15 protein-coding genes are annotated in these 14,562 nt (G+C 69.3%); 5 read left to right on the top strand and 10 right to left on the bottom strand.

Annotation, left to right across the window (positions count from 1 at the left end; genetic code table 11):
• The first annotated feature begins 20 nt into the window (after window positions 1-20).
• Window positions 21-767 carry an IclR family transcriptional regulator gene (locus G406_RS44055; RefSeq protein ID WP_084215695.1) on the top strand — a complete coding sequence of 249 codons (747 nt, stop codon included), beginning with the start codon at window positions 21-23 and terminating at the stop codon, window positions 765-767.
• Between the two features lie 74 nt (window positions 768-841).
• Here the strand turns inward: G406_RS44055 and G406_RS0101590 are convergent, their stop codons facing one another.
• From G406_RS0101590 to G406_RS0101550, 9 genes are all read right to left on the bottom strand, one after another.
• On the bottom strand, window positions 842-1,036 hold the full coding sequence (locus G406_RS0101590) for a hypothetical protein (RefSeq protein ID WP_028932425.1): 195 nt from the start codon (window positions 1,034-1,036) through the stop codon (window positions 842-844).
• A gap of 14 nt (window positions 1,037-1,050) precedes the next feature.
• The gene (locus G406_RS0101585; protein ID WP_028932424.1) at window positions 1,051-2,463 is read right to left on the bottom strand and encodes an amidase; all 1,413 of its coding nucleotides are present in this window, start codon (window positions 2,461-2,463) and stop codon (window positions 1,051-1,053) included.
• The gene (locus G406_RS44050) at window positions 2,460-3,254 is read right to left on the bottom strand and encodes a GntR family transcriptional regulator (RefSeq protein ID WP_245606973.1); all 795 of its coding nucleotides are present in this window, start codon (window positions 3,252-3,254) and stop codon (window positions 2,460-2,462) included. Before G406_RS44050 ends, G406_RS0101585 begins: the two co-directional genes overlap by 4 nt.
• Window positions 3,255-3,325: 71 nt before the next feature.
• Window positions 3,326-3,940, bottom strand: a complete 615-nt coding sequence (locus G406_RS0101575; protein WP_037074632.1) for a cysteine hydrolase family protein — start codon at window positions 3,938-3,940, stop codon at window positions 3,326-3,328.
• Window positions 3,937-5,583 (bottom strand): purine-cytosine permease family protein, encoded by a 1,647-nt coding sequence (locus G406_RS0101570; RefSeq protein WP_028932422.1) that lies wholly within the window; start codon window positions 5,581-5,583, stop codon window positions 3,937-3,939. Before G406_RS0101570 ends, G406_RS0101575 begins: the two co-directional genes overlap by 4 nt.
• A 225-nt stretch (window positions 5,584-5,808) precedes the next feature.
• Complete coding sequence (locus tag G406_RS53535; protein ID WP_051341300.1) at window positions 5,809-6,849, bottom strand: pentapeptide repeat-containing protein; 1,041 nt, start codon at window positions 6,847-6,849, stop codon at window positions 5,809-5,811.
• On the bottom strand, window positions 6,846-7,913 hold the full coding sequence (locus G406_RS0101560; protein WP_028932421.1) for an ATP-dependent DNA ligase: 1,068 nt from the start codon (window positions 7,911-7,913) through the stop codon (window positions 6,846-6,848). Before G406_RS0101560 ends, G406_RS53535 begins: the two co-directional genes overlap by 4 nt.
• Window positions 7,914-8,000: 87 nt before the next feature.
• Window positions 8,001-8,954, bottom strand: a complete 954-nt coding sequence (gene ligD, locus G406_RS0101555) for a non-homologous end-joining DNA ligase (RefSeq protein WP_037074630.1) — start codon at window positions 8,952-8,954, stop codon at window positions 8,001-8,003.
• Window positions 8,955-8,966: 12 nt separating this feature from the next.
• Window positions 8,967-9,245, bottom strand: coding sequence for a DUF2631 domain-containing protein (locus tag G406_RS0101550; protein ID WP_425414552.1), 279 nt, complete (start codon window positions 9,243-9,245; stop codon window positions 8,967-8,969).
• Window positions 9,246-9,325: 80 nt separating this feature from the next.
• On the opposite strand from G406_RS0101550, the gene dxr reads away from it, so the two are divergent.
• The 3 genes from dxr (at window position 9,326) to G406_RS0101535 (ending at window position 12,179) form a co-directional block, all read left to right on the top strand.
• Window positions 9,326-10,516: a 1-deoxy-D-xylulose-5-phosphate reductoisomerase gene (gene dxr, locus G406_RS0101545; RefSeq protein WP_028932418.1), complete on the top strand. Its 1,191-nt coding sequence runs from the start codon at window positions 9,326-9,328 to the stop codon at window positions 10,514-10,516.
• Window positions 10,513-11,724, top strand: a complete 1,212-nt coding sequence (locus G406_RS0101540) for a M50 family metallopeptidase (protein ID WP_028932417.1) — start codon at window positions 10,513-10,515, stop codon at window positions 11,722-11,724. The genes dxr and G406_RS0101540 overlap by 4 nt, the downstream gene beginning before the upstream one ends.
• 65 nt (window positions 11,725-11,789) lie before the next feature.
• A complete protein-coding gene (locus tag G406_RS0101535; protein ID WP_037074628.1) occupies window positions 11,790-12,179 on the top strand; it encodes a DUF4870 domain-containing protein in 390 nt (129 codons plus the stop codon).
• Window positions 12,180-12,183: 4 nt separating this feature from the next.
• Here the strand turns inward: G406_RS0101535 and G406_RS0101530 are convergent, their stop codons facing one another.
• Window positions 12,184-13,152: a cytochrome c oxidase assembly protein gene (locus G406_RS0101530; protein WP_051341299.1), complete on the bottom strand. Its 969-nt coding sequence runs from the start codon at window positions 13,150-13,152 to the stop codon at window positions 12,184-12,186.
• Window positions 13,153-13,403: 251 nt separating this feature from the next.
• Here G406_RS0101530 and ispG point away from each other — a divergent pair, with 251 nt between their 5' ends.
• Window positions 13,404-14,540, top strand: coding sequence for a flavodoxin-dependent (E)-4-hydroxy-3-methylbut-2-enyl-diphosphate synthase (ispG, locus tag G406_RS0101525; RefSeq protein ID WP_028932414.1), 1,137 nt, complete (start codon window positions 13,404-13,406; stop codon window positions 14,538-14,540).
• Window positions 14,541-14,562 lie beyond the last annotated feature (22 nt).

Raw genomic sequence — 14,562 nt, 5'->3', positions numbered from 1 at the left:
CCATGGGGTGAAGGAGAACAGTGGCAGCGCGCGAACGATCGGACGGAGCGGTGACCCGCGCGCTACGGGTGCTGGAGGCGGTGGCTCCCGGCGCGCGGATGCTCGCCGACATCGCCGAGACGGCCGGAGTCACCCGGACGAACGCGCACCGCATCCTGGGTGTGCTGGCCGACGCCGGTTACGTCGAGCCGGTCGGCGGCGGCTCCTACCGGCTGGCCCCACGCTCGGCCGCCCTGGCCGCCGCGCTCGGTGTCGCCGCGCCCCGCGGCGTCGAGCAGGTGCTGCGGGCATTGGGGGAGAAGGTCGGCGCGACCGTGCACATGGCGCTGCGCAGCGGCACCCAGGCGGTGTACGTCCACAAGATCGACAGCCCGGGTCCGGTCCGGATGGCGTCCACGGTGGGCATGCACATCCCGCTGCACTGCACCGCGATCGGGAAGGCGATCCTGGCCCGGCTCGCCGACGACGAGCTGCGCGAGCTGATCACCGAGACCGGGCTCGCCCGGCGGACGCCGAACACCCTCACGACGCGGCAGGCGTTGGCCGAGGACCTGGCCCGGGTGCGGGCACAGGGTTACGCGGTCGACGACGAGGAGAACGAACCCGGCATCCGCTGCATGGCCATGCCCCTGGTGCGCGACGGCGTGCCCGGGGGCGGGATCTCGATCTCGACTCTCACCTACACGACCCCCCGCCCCCAGCTCCTCTCCCACCAGGCGGCCCTGTCGGCAACGATCGACCAGGTGGCGGCCCTGCTCCGATCATGATCACCACCGCGTGAGGGCTGATCTCGCGGGAGAAATCAGCCCTCACACGGTGGTGATCATGAAAGACGCGCTGGTCAGGGCCAGGGGGTGATCGTGGCCTCGGGGGTGAAGCGGAGGGCGGGATCGGCGTAGCGGACCTCGGGTGGGGTGTAGAGCTGATCCACCAGGGTTCGCATTGTCGGGTACTGGGTGGCGAGGGTGGTGATCTCGGTGTCGGAGGCGGGGATTCCGGCCGCCGCCAGCATCGTCCGTACGTGTTCGAGGCTCATGTCTCTCCCTGTGCTCACGCGGCCAGCTCGGTGTCGCCGACCGGCTCGGGCAGTTGCAGGTGCCAGTCGGTGCGCGCCTGCAGGACCTGGCCGACGCGTAGCAGCTGGGCCTCGGCGAAGGGGCGTCCGGCGACCTGGACCGACAGCGGCATACCGGCGGCGGTGAATCCCATGGGCAACGCCAGGACCGGGTTGCCGACGCTGTCCCAGTAGCCGGTGTGGATGTGTTCGAACAGGGCCATGATGTCGGTGCCGCCGGTCAGGTAGCCGTCCAACGGCGGTGCGGGTACCGACGCGGTCGGGCAGACGACGACGTCGACCTCGGTGAACAGGCGGCGCAGCGCGTCCTGGGCCACCCGGCGCATGCGCTGAGCCTGCACGTAGTCCGCACCGGACACCAGAGCGCCCCTGGCCAGCATCGACCTGGTCGCCGGGTAGTAGTCCGCCCAGCGTCGCTGGGTGTCCGTGCGGTGGTAGGCGAGTGCCTCGCAGCACATCGTGACGATGTCGGCGGTGATCATCTCGGTCCAGTAGGGCAGCGCGACCGGGGTGGTGCTGGCGCCGGACTCGGCGAGCAGCGCGACGGTGGCGTCGAACGCGCCGGGCAGCGCCGGATCACTCCCGACCGGGAAGTGACCGTCCCGGACGACCCCCACCCGCAGGCCCGTCAGATCCTCCGCCCAGGCCGGCCCGCTGAACGGGGCGTCGACGCAGTCGGGGTCGCTAGCGTGCCGACCGGCGATGACCTCCAGCACGGCCGCGCAGTCCTGTGCACTGCGTGCCATCGGGCCGATGTGGTCCAGGCTGTAGCCGAGCGGGACACAACCGGACTTGGGCACCCTGCCGAACGTCGGCATCAGACCGGTGATGCCACAGAACGCGGCCGGGATGCGGATGCTGCCGCCGGTGTCGGTGCCGAGCCCCGCGAAGAACATTCCCGAGGCGACGCCGCCCCCGGTGCCCGAGCTGGACCCGCCGGGCCAGGTGGCCGGATCCCAGGGGTTGCGCGGTACCGGGAACGGCTTGCTGTCGTCGGGCATGCCGCAGGCGAACTCCATGGTCGAGGTCTTCCCGGTGATCACCGCGCCCGCCTGCTTGAGCCGCGCGACGACCGGCGCGTCCTTCCCGGCACCCCATGCCGGGTCGAGCACCAGGCTCTGCGCGGTCGTCGGACCCTCGGCCATCGCCAGGATGTCCTTCACCCCGAACGGGATGCCGTGCAGCGGCCCTCGGTCCACGCCGGCGGCCAGCTCGGCATCGGCGACATCGGCGCGGTCCAGTGCGTACTCGTCGAAGCGGTGCAGGTAGACGCCGAGATGTCGGTCGGACTCGTCGGCGACGGCGAGTGCCTGCTCGGTCAGGCGGCGGCTGGTCGTAGTGCCCGCGCGCAGCGCCTCGGCGGCTTCGGTGAGGGTGCGGAGTGTCATGCCGGCTCCTGGGTCGAGGTGGGATGCGCGGGGGCGTGGCCCCGGGAGACGAATCGGAAGCGGTCCGGACGCATCCGGATGAAGGCGACGTTGACGATGCGGCCGTCCCGGTCGCGGATCGTCTGGTCCATCGCCAGCAGGGCAGAGCCCTCCGCGACGTCGAGCAGGGACGAGGACAGCGGGTCGGCGAGCAGGCTGTCCATGACGAACTCGGACTGGCCGAGCCGCACTCCGGCGTCGGCGAGCAGGCTGTACCAGTCGTGCCGGAACGGGGTGTTCAGCAGTCGCTCCGCCTCGGGGAACAGCACGTAGTTCGTGGCCAGCGCGATCGGGTCGTCGTCGTGCAACGACACGTAGTCCAGCCGCAGGCAGTCGGTGCCCGGCGCGACACCCATCCACTCGGCGAGCGTGCTCGGTATCGGGAGCACCGCACGGTCCAGCACGTGCGGGCGCACCCTCGGGTCGAACAGCGTGCTGTTCGCCGGCCGGAGCAGCCCCAGCGCCTCCTCCATCTGTGCCCGCACCGGTGCGACGACGGCGTGGGTTCCCACGCCCTGGGTCCGCTCGATGAGCCGATCGCTGCGCAGCATCGCCAGCGCGTCCCGGACGGTGGCCCTGGTGGTGCCGTGCTCGGTCATCAGCTCGGCCTCGCCGGGCAGCACGCCGCTCGGATACGCGCCGCCGAGCACGGCCGCGCGGATGACGTCGCGCAGCCTGCGCACGCCATGGTCGTGGGCCGTCCGGGACGTGCGTTCGGGCATCGGCACCTGCCGTCGGATCGGGATCTCCACCGAGCGTGACGGTAGGAAGTGGGTGTTACCCCGGTGTGACACCCGGGTGACCGTCGCACGGCACCCCTGTCTCATGCCGCGACCTCGGACAGTCCGCCGATGCGGTACCCGTCGGCGAGCGACACGACCTCGGCCAACCCGATGCCGCCCATGACCTCAAGGCCGATGTCGTGCAGCCTCGGTGTCTGGGCCGCGCAGGCGTCCCCGATCACCGTCACCCGGTAGTCGCGCATGAACGCGGCCCGCACCGTGGACTCCACGCAGATGTTCGTGACGACTCCGCACACCAGCAGCTGGTCCACGCCCAGCCCCCGCAGCAGCGGGTCGAGCGACGTCCACAGGAACGCGTCGAACCGGACCTTGTCGACCGTCAGGTCCTCGGAGGTCCACCCCAGCTCGTCGACGACGTCGCCGTCCCAGCTTCCGGCGGCGAGACCGCCGACGTCGGCGAGCCGGTTGCCCACCATGCCGATCAGGCTCGCGCCCTCGTCGGCGCGTCCGGGGCGGTACACGTGGCGGGTGAAGACCACCGGAATCCCGAGCTCACGGGCCTGCGCGACCGCCGCCGCGCTCTGTGTGACCGCTCGGTCGACGTCGGCGAGCGGCATGCCGAGCGTGGGCAGCGAACCGTCCGGGTGGCAGAAGCCGTTCTGAACGTCGACGACGATCAGGGCTGTGGTGTTCATCGGTGTGCCTCCTGGTTGACGTGGGACGAGATGGTGGGCATGCCGAGCGCGACCGGCCGCCAGGCGCTGGGTTTGCACCGGTCCTTGCAGTCGCCGTCGGTCGAGCAGCACAGCGAGCAGATCGCGTCGCCGTGGAACGGGCAGGTCGCCATGTCGACGACGTCGAAGCTCCCGGCGCACACGCCGCAGGTGGCGTGGGTCGTGCCCGCCGGGAACTCGCTCGTGCGAGCCAGGTACCACCGTCCCTTGGTGGCGAGTGCGACCACCGGTGGCAGGACCAGCGCCAATGCGAGCGAGAGGAACGGTGCCAGCGACGTGGCCAGGGCACCGAAGGCGCCGAAATAGGCCGCGATCGAGACGAGTGAGGCGACGACCATCGAGCCGAACCCGACCGGGTTGACGTTCAGCAGGTGCGCTCGGCGGAACTCGATGTGCGCCGGGGCGATGCGCAGCACGCGGCGGTTGATCACCAGGTCGGCGACCATCGCACCGACCCAGGCGATCCCGACGTTTGCGTAGAGCGCCAGGACGGTCACGATGTGGTCGAAGATGTCGATCTCCATCAGCACCAGCGCGAGTGCCACCTGGAAGACCACCCAGACCGCGCGTCCGGGGTGACGGTGCAGCAACCGGGAGAAGAAGTTCGACCAGGACAGCGACCCCGAGTAGGTGTTCATGATGTTGATCTTGATTTGGGACAGGAGCACCAGCACACCCGCCAGGAGCAGCGCGGAGGTGTGGTCGCCGGTCAGCCGCTGGAAGACGATGGTGAACAGGTCGACCGGGATCGCCACGGTGGCCGCGTCGGCCTGGGTGTCGGCGTAACCGACCAGCAGCGTCGAGGCGAAGAAGATCACGATGGCGAACAGCGCGAAGCCAGGGCCGCCGAACAGCACCGCGAGCCGCCACCGCCACGCCTGCCCCGGTCTCGGGTCGGGCATGAGTCGCAGGTAGTCGCCCTGCTCGCCGACCTGGGTGGCCAGTGAGAGGTTGGCCGCCGCGACGACGAACACCGCCACCAGGCTGATCCCGGCCACCCCGGCGATGCTGGTGCTGCCCAGCGGTGTCGGGTGCAGCATGTGCAAGGCCGCGTCCGGCGCGGTGGCCGCCGTGGCGACGGCGAGCCCGATCAGCACCACCCACAGCGGCCAGGTCCAGGCCTGGAACTTCGAGCTGAACGTCATCCCGTACAGGGTCAGCGGGATCATCACGGCCGACACGACGATGTAGGAGAGATGCAGCTCCAACCCGGTCAGCGCGGTGACCGCCTGCCCCATGATCGCGCCCTCGTAGGCCAGGAAGATCAGCGTGTACGTGGCGTACACCAGCGAGGTGAGTGTGGAACCCAGGTAGCCGAAGCCGCTGCCCCTGGTCAACAGGTCGATGTCGATGTGCTTCGACGCGATGACGAACGCGATGACCGCGGTGATCGGCAGTGTCACCACCCCGGCGATGGCGAAACCGAGCAGCGAGTTGGTGAAGCCGAACTCGTTGACGAACGCGGCGTCCAGGGCGTAGCCGGCCATCGCGGACAGCCCGACCAGGCAGCTGAGGAAGACCATCCAGGGTGACCAGGTGCGGAACTCGCTGGGCGTGTAGCGCAGCGAGTAGTCCTCCAGCTGGGGATTGTCGGCAAGCGCCATGAGGCGTCCTTCCGCCGTCCGATGTAGACGGCGGGAACGCTAGGAACGGCGTATTGCCTGCGCGTAACGCGGTTCGATGCGCCCGGTTACGCCGCGAAATTCCCGTAGATCATGGCCTGACCAGGGAATTTGTCGGCAGAGATCGCTGAACCGCCGCGGACGTACGCGATCCGCCGAGGAACTGAAACAGACGGTGGGACTGGTGTGACTGGTGCGCCTTGCTCGTCACCAGGGCCTGATCGTCGGGTGATCGTCAGTGGCACACCGCTCACATGTCGCGGGCTCGGGTTTGATGACCCACTGGGTGCGTTCCTCGAGTCTGACCGCCGTACCTTCGGTATGAGTCAGCCAGCCCTCCAGCCGTGCGGGGGCGGGTGTCTTCAGATCGACGAAGTCGCTGACCACCGCGTGTATCAGTCGCAGAATTCCGTCGAACCGTGTGTCGCGGAAGGACAGTCCACCGTCGAACCGAGCCCGGTAGAAGTCGGTACGGCCGTGGAAGCGCGCGCCGGAGAACAGCGCCCGGCGCTGGACCCTGAGGCTGGCGAGTCGGCTGATTCCGTAGAACCGCGCACGGCGGGCGGTGAACCAGCCGATCTGACGACCGGTGAGGTCAAGGTACTCCACGTTCGCGGACGTCAGATCGAGGTCATAGAGCGTCGGTTGGTCATCGGCCACACTCGGCAGCAGGTCGGCGATCAGTCGCTGGGCCGTCCGCCGGACCTGCCGCTCACGATCTGCCGTAGCGATCTCGTCAGCGGGCCACGCGTCGTCGGGGTCCGGAGTGGCTTGATCGGGATCCTCCGGAAGCATGTCGTAGCCGGGATGGGTGAACGGGCGCCGCAGGTAGGAGCACAGGACGTCGAGCACCGTCTGCGTGTAGTCGGGCCGGTTGCGGGCGAGGCCGGCCAGGGCGTGCAGCGCTCCCACCCGGACCTGGTCGGCCTGGTGTCCGAGCAGCTCCACCGACTTGGCGAACCGCTCGTCGGAGGTCTTGTCCCGGTCCAGCTCGGCGCGCGCCCGCTCGACCTCGTGTCTGGCTTCCTCGGTCCGCCGGCGCCGGTCGTTGATCCACAGCCCGTACAACGCCAGGATCGCACCGCCCGCCAGGCCGCCGGTCTTCAGCGCGTCGGCCTTGCTGACCGAGGGGTCGGTGAGCAGCCATCCGGTGACCAGCACCACCATGCACACCGCGCCGAGCAGGCTCACGGGCAGCAACCAGCGACCGGGCCTCGGTCCTGGGTCCCGGTTGTCGATCCGGGTCACCCTCGGGTCAGCACCTTGTCCAGTTCGAAGCGCACCGGGCGCTCCAGCTGCGAGTACGTGCACGACGACGGGTCACGGTCGGGGCGCCAGCGGACGAACTGGGTGGTGTGACGGAACCGGACACCCTCCATGTAGTCGTACTTGACCTCCACGACCCGCTCCGGACGCAGCGGGACGAACGACAGATCCTTCCCGGCGTTCCAGCGGCTGGTCTCGCTCTTGCGCGGCGTCCGGTTGCCCTCCTCCTGCCGGGCCCAGGCCCACGGATGGTCGTCGAACGTCGTGACCAGCGGCTGCAGCTCGGTGAACAGCTCCCGGCGCCGCGCCATCGGGAACGCGCCGACGACCCCGACCGAGGCCAGCGTGCCGTGCTCGTCGTACAGCCCGAGCAGCAGCGAGCCGATGGCGTCCGGACCGGACTTGTGCACCCGGTACCCGGCGAGCACACAGTCGGCGGTCCGCTCGTGCTTGATCTTGGCCATGACCCGCTTGTCCGGCTGGTACGTGCCGTCCAGCGACTTGGCGATCAGCCCGTCGAGCCCGGCGCCCTCGAACTCCTCGAACCACCGCGCCGCGAGGTCGGTGTCCCGGGTCGCCGGCGTGATGTGAACGGGCGGCCGGGCGTCCGCGAGTGCCTTCTCCAGCGCCGCGCGCCGCTGAGCCAGCGGTTGCCCGGTCAGGTCCTCGTCGCCCAGCGCGAGCAGGTCGAACGCGACGAAACTGGCGGGAGTCTCGACGGACAGCAGGTTCACCCGGCTGGCCGCCGGGTGGATGCGCTGCTGCAGCGCCTCGAAGTCCAGCCGGTTGGAGCCGAGGTCAGCGATGATGATCTCGCCGTCGATCACCGCCCGCTCCGGGAAGTTCGCCTTGACCGCCTCGACGACCTCGGGGAAGTAGCGGGTCATCGGCCGCTCGTTGCGGCTGCCGATCTCCACCTCGTCGCCGTCCCGGAAGATGATCGACCGGAACCCGTCCCATTTGGGCTCGTAGTGTTGGTCAGCCGGAATCCGGCCGACGGGCTTGGCCAGCATCGGCTTGATCGGTGGCATCACAGGCAGCTGCACCGGGCCATTGTGGGCCATGGACGCCGTCAGTCCAGACCGAGGCCGAACCCGCACACCCCGTAGCCACGCCAGGACGATCGGGGACGGCTACTCCGGCTCAGGGGGCGTGGAGTCCCCGTCACGCTCATCGCGTTCGGCCCACGAGAGCAGGGTGTCCAGCGAGTAGACGGAAGAATCGATCCCGGCGTGCACATCGCCGAGCTCGGAGAAACGGGCAGGCATCGTCGCGATCGTGAAGTCCTCGGGTGACGCGGATTCGACCTCGGACCACAGCAGGGGAGCGCTGACCAGCCCCTCAGGAACTCCCCGAACAGAATAGGCGCAGGCGATCGTATGATCCCGGGCATTCTGGTTGTAGTCGACGAAGATCGACGCGGGATCCCGGTCCTTACGCCACCAGGTCAGATCGACGAGCCCGTCAGACCGCCGAGCGACCTCTCGGGCGAACGCGTGAGCCGCCCGCCGAACGTCGGAGAACCCCCACTGAGGTGAGATCCGCACATAGATGTGCAACCCCTTGCCACCGGAGGTCTTGGGCCACCCCACCGCACCCAGCTCGGCGAGAACCTCCTGGACGACGGAGGCGACCCGACGCACATCCGCATACGTTGCGGACGGCATGGGATCGAGATCGATCCGCCACTCGTCCGGCTTCTCGACGTCAGCACGGCGGGAGTTCCACGGATGGAACTCGACGGTCGACATCTGAACGGCCCACACGACATCCGCCGGATGGGTCACACACAGCTCGTAGGCGTGCCGCTTGTAGCGCGGGAAATCGACCCGGACGGTCTGCACCCAGTCCGGAGCCCCGCGAGGCAGCCGCTTCTGGTGTACCTTCTCGCCGCTGACCCCGGTGGGGAAGCGGTGCAGCATGCACGGCCGTTCACGCAGCGCACGGACCACGCCGTCCCCGACGGCGAGGTAGTACCGCGCCAGGTCGATCTTGGTCTCCCCGCGCGCGGGGAAGTACACCCGGTCCGGGTTGCTGATCCGGACCGTGCGGTCGCCGACCTCGAGCTCCACCGACGGCGCAGCCATGCCGGCGGGTGCTCAGCGCCGCCAGGAACGCCGGGCGCGGATGCTGTGCCGGATGAGCAGCAGGATCATCACGACACCGGTGCCGACCAGCCAGATGTCCTCGACGCGACCCTCGTGGTTGCCGATCAGCATCAGCAGGATGATCACCGCCGAGACCCAGCCCATGATCAGCGCGCCCTTGGGGAAGCTGCCGTGCCAGCCCCACTCGGCCGACGGCTCATCCTGAGGATCCACCGTGGCCGGGGAATGGTCGTCCCGCTTGGCCACGTCGTGCCCGGTGCCTGCCACCACGCCTCCACCTGATTGTCGTAACGCGATGATTATGGTGTCACACCCCCGCCCGGACCCAGTGTCCGGGACAATATGAGGTGATGAGCACTCGCGGTGTACTAGTACTGGGCTCGACCGGCTCCATCGGAACCCAGGCGCTCGACGTGATCGGGCCCCGGTCGGAGCGGTTCCGGGTGACCGGTCTCGCGGCAGGTGGGGCAGACGTCCCGCTGCTTGCACGGCAGGTCGCGGAGTTCGACGTCCCCCGGGTCGCGGTGGCGGACCCGGCGCGAGCGGACGAGCTCCGCGCGGCGTTGCGGGCCGAGGGGGTGTCCGCGCAGGTGCTGAGCGGTCCCGATGCGGTGCTCGAGCTGATCGAGGGCACGCCGTCCGACGTCGTGCTCAACGGCATCACCGGCTCCCGGGGGCTGCGCCCGACCCTCGCCGCACTCAAGTCCGGCGCGACGCTGGCGCTGGCGAACAAGGAGTCGCTGGTGGCCGGCGGTTCGCTGGTCACGAAAGCGGCGGGCCCGGGCCAGATCGTGCCGGTGGACTCCGAGCACTCCGCCCTCGCGCAGTGTCTGCGCGGCGGCCGGGCCGACGAGGTCGCCAAGCTGGTGCTCACCGCGTCGGGCGGCCCGTTCCGGGGCAGACGACGCGCCGAGCTGGAGTACGTGAGCCTCGACGAGACGCTCAAGCACCCCACCTGGGACATGGGCCCGGTGGTGACGATCAACTCGGCGACGCTGGTGAACAAGGGTCTGGAGCTGATCGAGGCGCACCTGCTGTTCGACGTGCCCTACGACCGCATCGACGTCGTGGTGCACCCCCAGTCGGTGATTCACTCGATGGTGACCTTCTTCGATGGCGCGACCATCGCCCAGGCCAGCCCGCCGGACATGCGCCTGCCCATCGCGCTGGCGCTGGCCTGGCCGCACCGGGTCGATCAGGCCGCGCCCGCCTGCACCTTCGCCGAGCCCACCAGCTGGACGTTCGAGCCACTCGACGAGGACGCGTTCCGGGGTGTGGCGCTGGCCAGGGCGGCGGGCACGGCGGGCGGGATGATGCCGGCGGTGTTCAACGCGGCCAACGAGGAAGTGGTCGCCGCGTTCGTCGCCGGCAAGGTCCGGTTCACCGACATCACCGACCTCGTCGGTGAGGCTTTGGCGACCGCGCACGGATGTAACACCGATCCGGCTACCGTGGATGACGTACTAGCGGTGGAGCAGTGGGCCCGTGCCCGCGCCAACGAGTTGGTGGCCGCCGCGGTGGCGAGAGGAACAAGCGCGTGAGCTTCGCACTGGGCGTGGTGCTGTTCGCGGTCGGCATCGGCCTGTCGATCGCACTGCACGAGGCCGGTCACATGTGGACGGCCAAGGCGTTCGGCATGAAGGTCCGCCGCTACTTCATCGGTTTCGGGCCGAAGGTCTTCTCCTTCCGGCGCGGTGAGACCGAGTACGGGCTGAAGTGGATCCCGGCCGGTGGGTTCTGTGACATCGCCGGCATGACCGCGCTCGACCCGGTCACCCCCGAGGAGGAGCCCCGGGCCTTCTACCGGCGCAAGACGTGGAAACGCGTCGTCGTGCTGTCCGCCGGCTCGGTCATGCACTTCATCATCGGCATCATCCTGCTGTACGTGATGGCCGTGTCCGGGCTGCTGCCGCCGATCGGCGGGGCGTACGCCGGGCAGGTCTCGTGTGTCCCCGCGAGCCAGGACCCAACGACCCTCGCACCGACCCCTTGCGACCCGGCTCAGCCTCCGCCCGCGCAGAAGGCCGGCATCCGGTCCGGCGACCACATCGTGTCGGTCGGCGGCACCCCGACGCCCGACTGGGACGCCGCGGTGACGGTGATCAGGACGCACTTCGGGCCGACCCCGTTCGTCATCGAGCGCGACGGCAAGCAGCTGACGCTCACGGTCGACGTCGCGTCCGTGCAGCGCGCCGCGCTCGACGCCAAACCCGGCGAGCACAACGCGCTGGCACCGGCAGGGGCGATTGGTCTCGCACCGCTGAGCACGCTGCAGTACGGGCCGGTGGACGCGGTGCCCGCGACGTTCGTGTTCACCGGAAAGATGTTCGAAGCCACCTGGCAGGGCCTCAAGATGTTCCCGGAGAAGGTGCCCGCCGTATGGGCGGCCATCGGTGGTGCACAGGACATCGACCGGCCGATCAGCATGGTGGGCGCCTCCGTCATCGGTGGTGACGCCGCCGAGAAGGGCCAGTGGGCGACGTTCCTGCTGCTGCTTGCGGCGCTCAACTTCTTCGTCGGCGTGTTCAACCTGATGCCGTTGCTGCCGCTCGACGGCGGGCACATCGCGGTCAACCTGTACGAACGGGTGCGCGACGCGGTGCGGCGACGACTGGGCAAGGTGGCGATGCCGCCGGTCGACTACACCCGGCTGCTGCCGCTCACCTACGTGGTCATCCTGATCTTCGGTGCGATCAGCCTGCTCACGATCACCGCGGACATCGTCAACCCGATCCGGTTGCCGCAGTAGCCGCGCAGGTCACGACCCGGAGTAATGCCAGGAGTTTTCGACGCGTCGTCGATACGCTCGCCGACATGAGTACAGGCGATGCGCCACGGCCCTACCAGGGCCCGGTGGGCGCCGGAGTCAGCCAGGACGACCGCAACTGGGCGATGGGTGCGCATCTCTCGGCGATCGTGGGTGCCTGGATCTTCCTCGGCCTGGTCGGCCCGCTGCTGGTGCTGGTGATCCGAGGCGACCGGTCGCCGTTCGTCAGGGCCCACAGTGTCGAGGCGCTGAACTTCAACATCAGCGTGCTGATCTACTCGATCATCGGCGGGCTTCTTCTGTGGCTGGTCGGGCTCGGGTTCCTGATCTGGGCCGTGGTTGGCATCCTGTGGCTGGTGTGCACGATCCTGGGCACGGTCAAGGCGAACAAGGGCGAGTACTACCGCTACCCGCTGACGATCCGCCTGGTCACCTGACGACTCAGCGGCGGCGGAACCGCTCAGCCAGTTCGGGGTGGTCCTCCCACCAGAGCTTCGGGCGGCCGTCGTCGGGTTCGGCCGCGAGCTCGACCTCCTGACGGTCCAGCTCGGCGTCGATCTCCGCTGCCTGCTCGGCGTCCTCCGAGGTCATCCTGCGCAGCACGATGCCGAGGAACGGCAGACCGGCGAGGTCGCCGCCGATCCACAGGATGCCGGCTCCGATGATCTGGTCGGTCCTGATGTCCGGGCCCCACGGTCGCGCGAGCCCCTGGTAGTAGCGCGCCGCGATGAGCGGCCCGAGCCAGACGGCGAGCCCGAGCGCGCCGTCGAGGACCACCTCGGCCGCGCTGATTCCCAGGCTGACCAGGTACGTGTCGGTCCTCGGCGTCGGATCGATGCGGAACCTGGTCCAGAAGTACATCCAGCCCGAACCCAGCAGCCACAGGCCGACCAGCGCCCCGGCCCAGGTGTGGTCGAGGCCGGCCTCGTAGATCGGCGTCAGATAGATCAGTGGGAGCGGTGCCACGAAGATCGGCGTGATGACCAGCGGGAATGTGAGTCTCCTCGCTGCCGCCGAGTGCAGCACCCGGCTCAGCGCGGCGCGGCGCCCGGCCGGCGCCAGGTCCCGCAGCATGGTCAACGGCGCGCCCATCGCGAGGAACATCGGCACGATCATCAGCAGCGTGACGTTCTGCACAGCGCGTACCCAGAACAGGACGCCCGCGTAGGAGCCGATCGGTCCCGCCGTCACCACCAGCAGCGTGCCGATCCCACCCGCGACGAAGCTCCAGGACCGGCTCGACGGCCAGTCGACCCCACGACCACGCAGCGCGCGAGCCCCGAGGAGGTAGCCGGCGGCCGCCACCAGCCCGATGATCGCGGCCGGGTCGACCGTCCAGGTGCTGACACCACGCCAGACCGTCAACGGCGGGGGACCGGAGTACCCGGCCGTCACGAGTGCGGTGACCATCCGGCCACCCTGCACCCCCCAACCGCGCACAACCTAAAGCCGACCACCACAACCCCTCAGCCGGCGCTCAGCCCACCACCCCGCCCCCGTGGCACGAATGTGGCTTTAGGGACGTCCAACGTCCCTAAAGCCACATTCGTGACGTGTGGAGGAGGTGTGCGGGGGTGGCGATGGGGTGGGACTTGCCACGCGCACGGGCATCGCGCGGGTTGCTGCGCGATACTGGTGTCGTGAGCGCCACCAACCTCGGTATGCCAGCGCCTCCGCCGCCTACCCTCGCCGCCCGCCGCCCGACCCGCCAACTGCGCGTCGGGGACGTCGGGGTCGGCAGCCAGTCCCCGGTGTCGGTGCAGTCCATGACCACCACCCTCACCTCCGACGTCAACGCGACCCTCCAGCAGATCGCCGAGCTCACCGCCGCCGGCTGCGACATCGTCCGGGTCGCCTGCCCGTCGCAGGACGACGCGGACGCGCTCCCGGCGATCGCCAAGAAGTCGAAGCTGCCGGTCATCGCGGACATCCACTTCCAGCCGAAGTACGTCTTCGCCGCGATCGACGCGGGCTGCGCGGCCGTCCGGGTGAACCCCGGCAACATCCGCAAGTTCGACGACCAGGTCAAGCAGATCGCGCAGGAAGCCAAGGCGCACGGCACCCCGATCCGGATCGGCGTCAACGCCGGTTCGCTCGACAAGCGCCTGCTGGAGAAGTACGGCAAGGCCACCCCGGAAGCGCTCGTCGAATCGGCGCTGTGGGAAGCGGGCCTGTTCGCCGAACACGACTTCTACGACGTGAAGATCTCGGTCAAGCACCACGACCCGGTGGTCATGGTGCGCGCCTACGAGCTGCTCGCGCAGCAGTGCGACTATCCGCTGCACCTCGGCGTCACCGAGGCAGGGCCCGCGTTCCAGGGCACGATCAAGTCGGCCACCGCGTTCGGCGCGCTGCTGTCCCAGGGCATCGGCGACACGATCCGGGTGTCGCTGTCCGCGCCGCCCGTCGAAGAGGTCAAGGTCGGCAACCAGATCCTGGAGTCGCTCAACCTTCGGCCGCGCAAGCTGGAGATCGTGTCCTGCCCGTCGTGCGGGCGCGCGCAGGTCGACGTCTACAAGCTCGCCGACGAGGTCACCGCCGGGCTCACCGGCATGGAGGTCCCGCTGCGGGTCGCGGTCATGGGTTGCGTCGTGAACGGGCCCGGCGAGGCACGCGAAGCGGACCTCGGTGTCGCGTCCGGCAACGGCAAGGGCCAGATCTTCGTCAAGGGCGAGGTCATCAAGACGGTCCCGGAGCACCAGATCGTGGAGACCCTCATCGAGGAAGCGATGCGGATGGCCGAGGATCTGCAGGATGCGGGAGTGCCGTCCGGTGCTCCCGAGGTCACCGTCACCTGATTGGTTGGCAACTTACAGGTGA

Origin of the sequence: Actinospineispora spinosispora DSM 44797 (assembly GCF_000429025.1) — a bacterium.
In the GTDB taxonomy this organism is placed as follows: Bacteria; Actinomycetota; Actinomycetes; order Mycobacteriales; family Pseudonocardiaceae; genus Pseudonocardia; species Pseudonocardia spinosispora.
The sequence above is the reverse complement of the archived record's forward strand: the minus strand, read 5'-3'. Positions and strand labels throughout refer to the sequence as shown.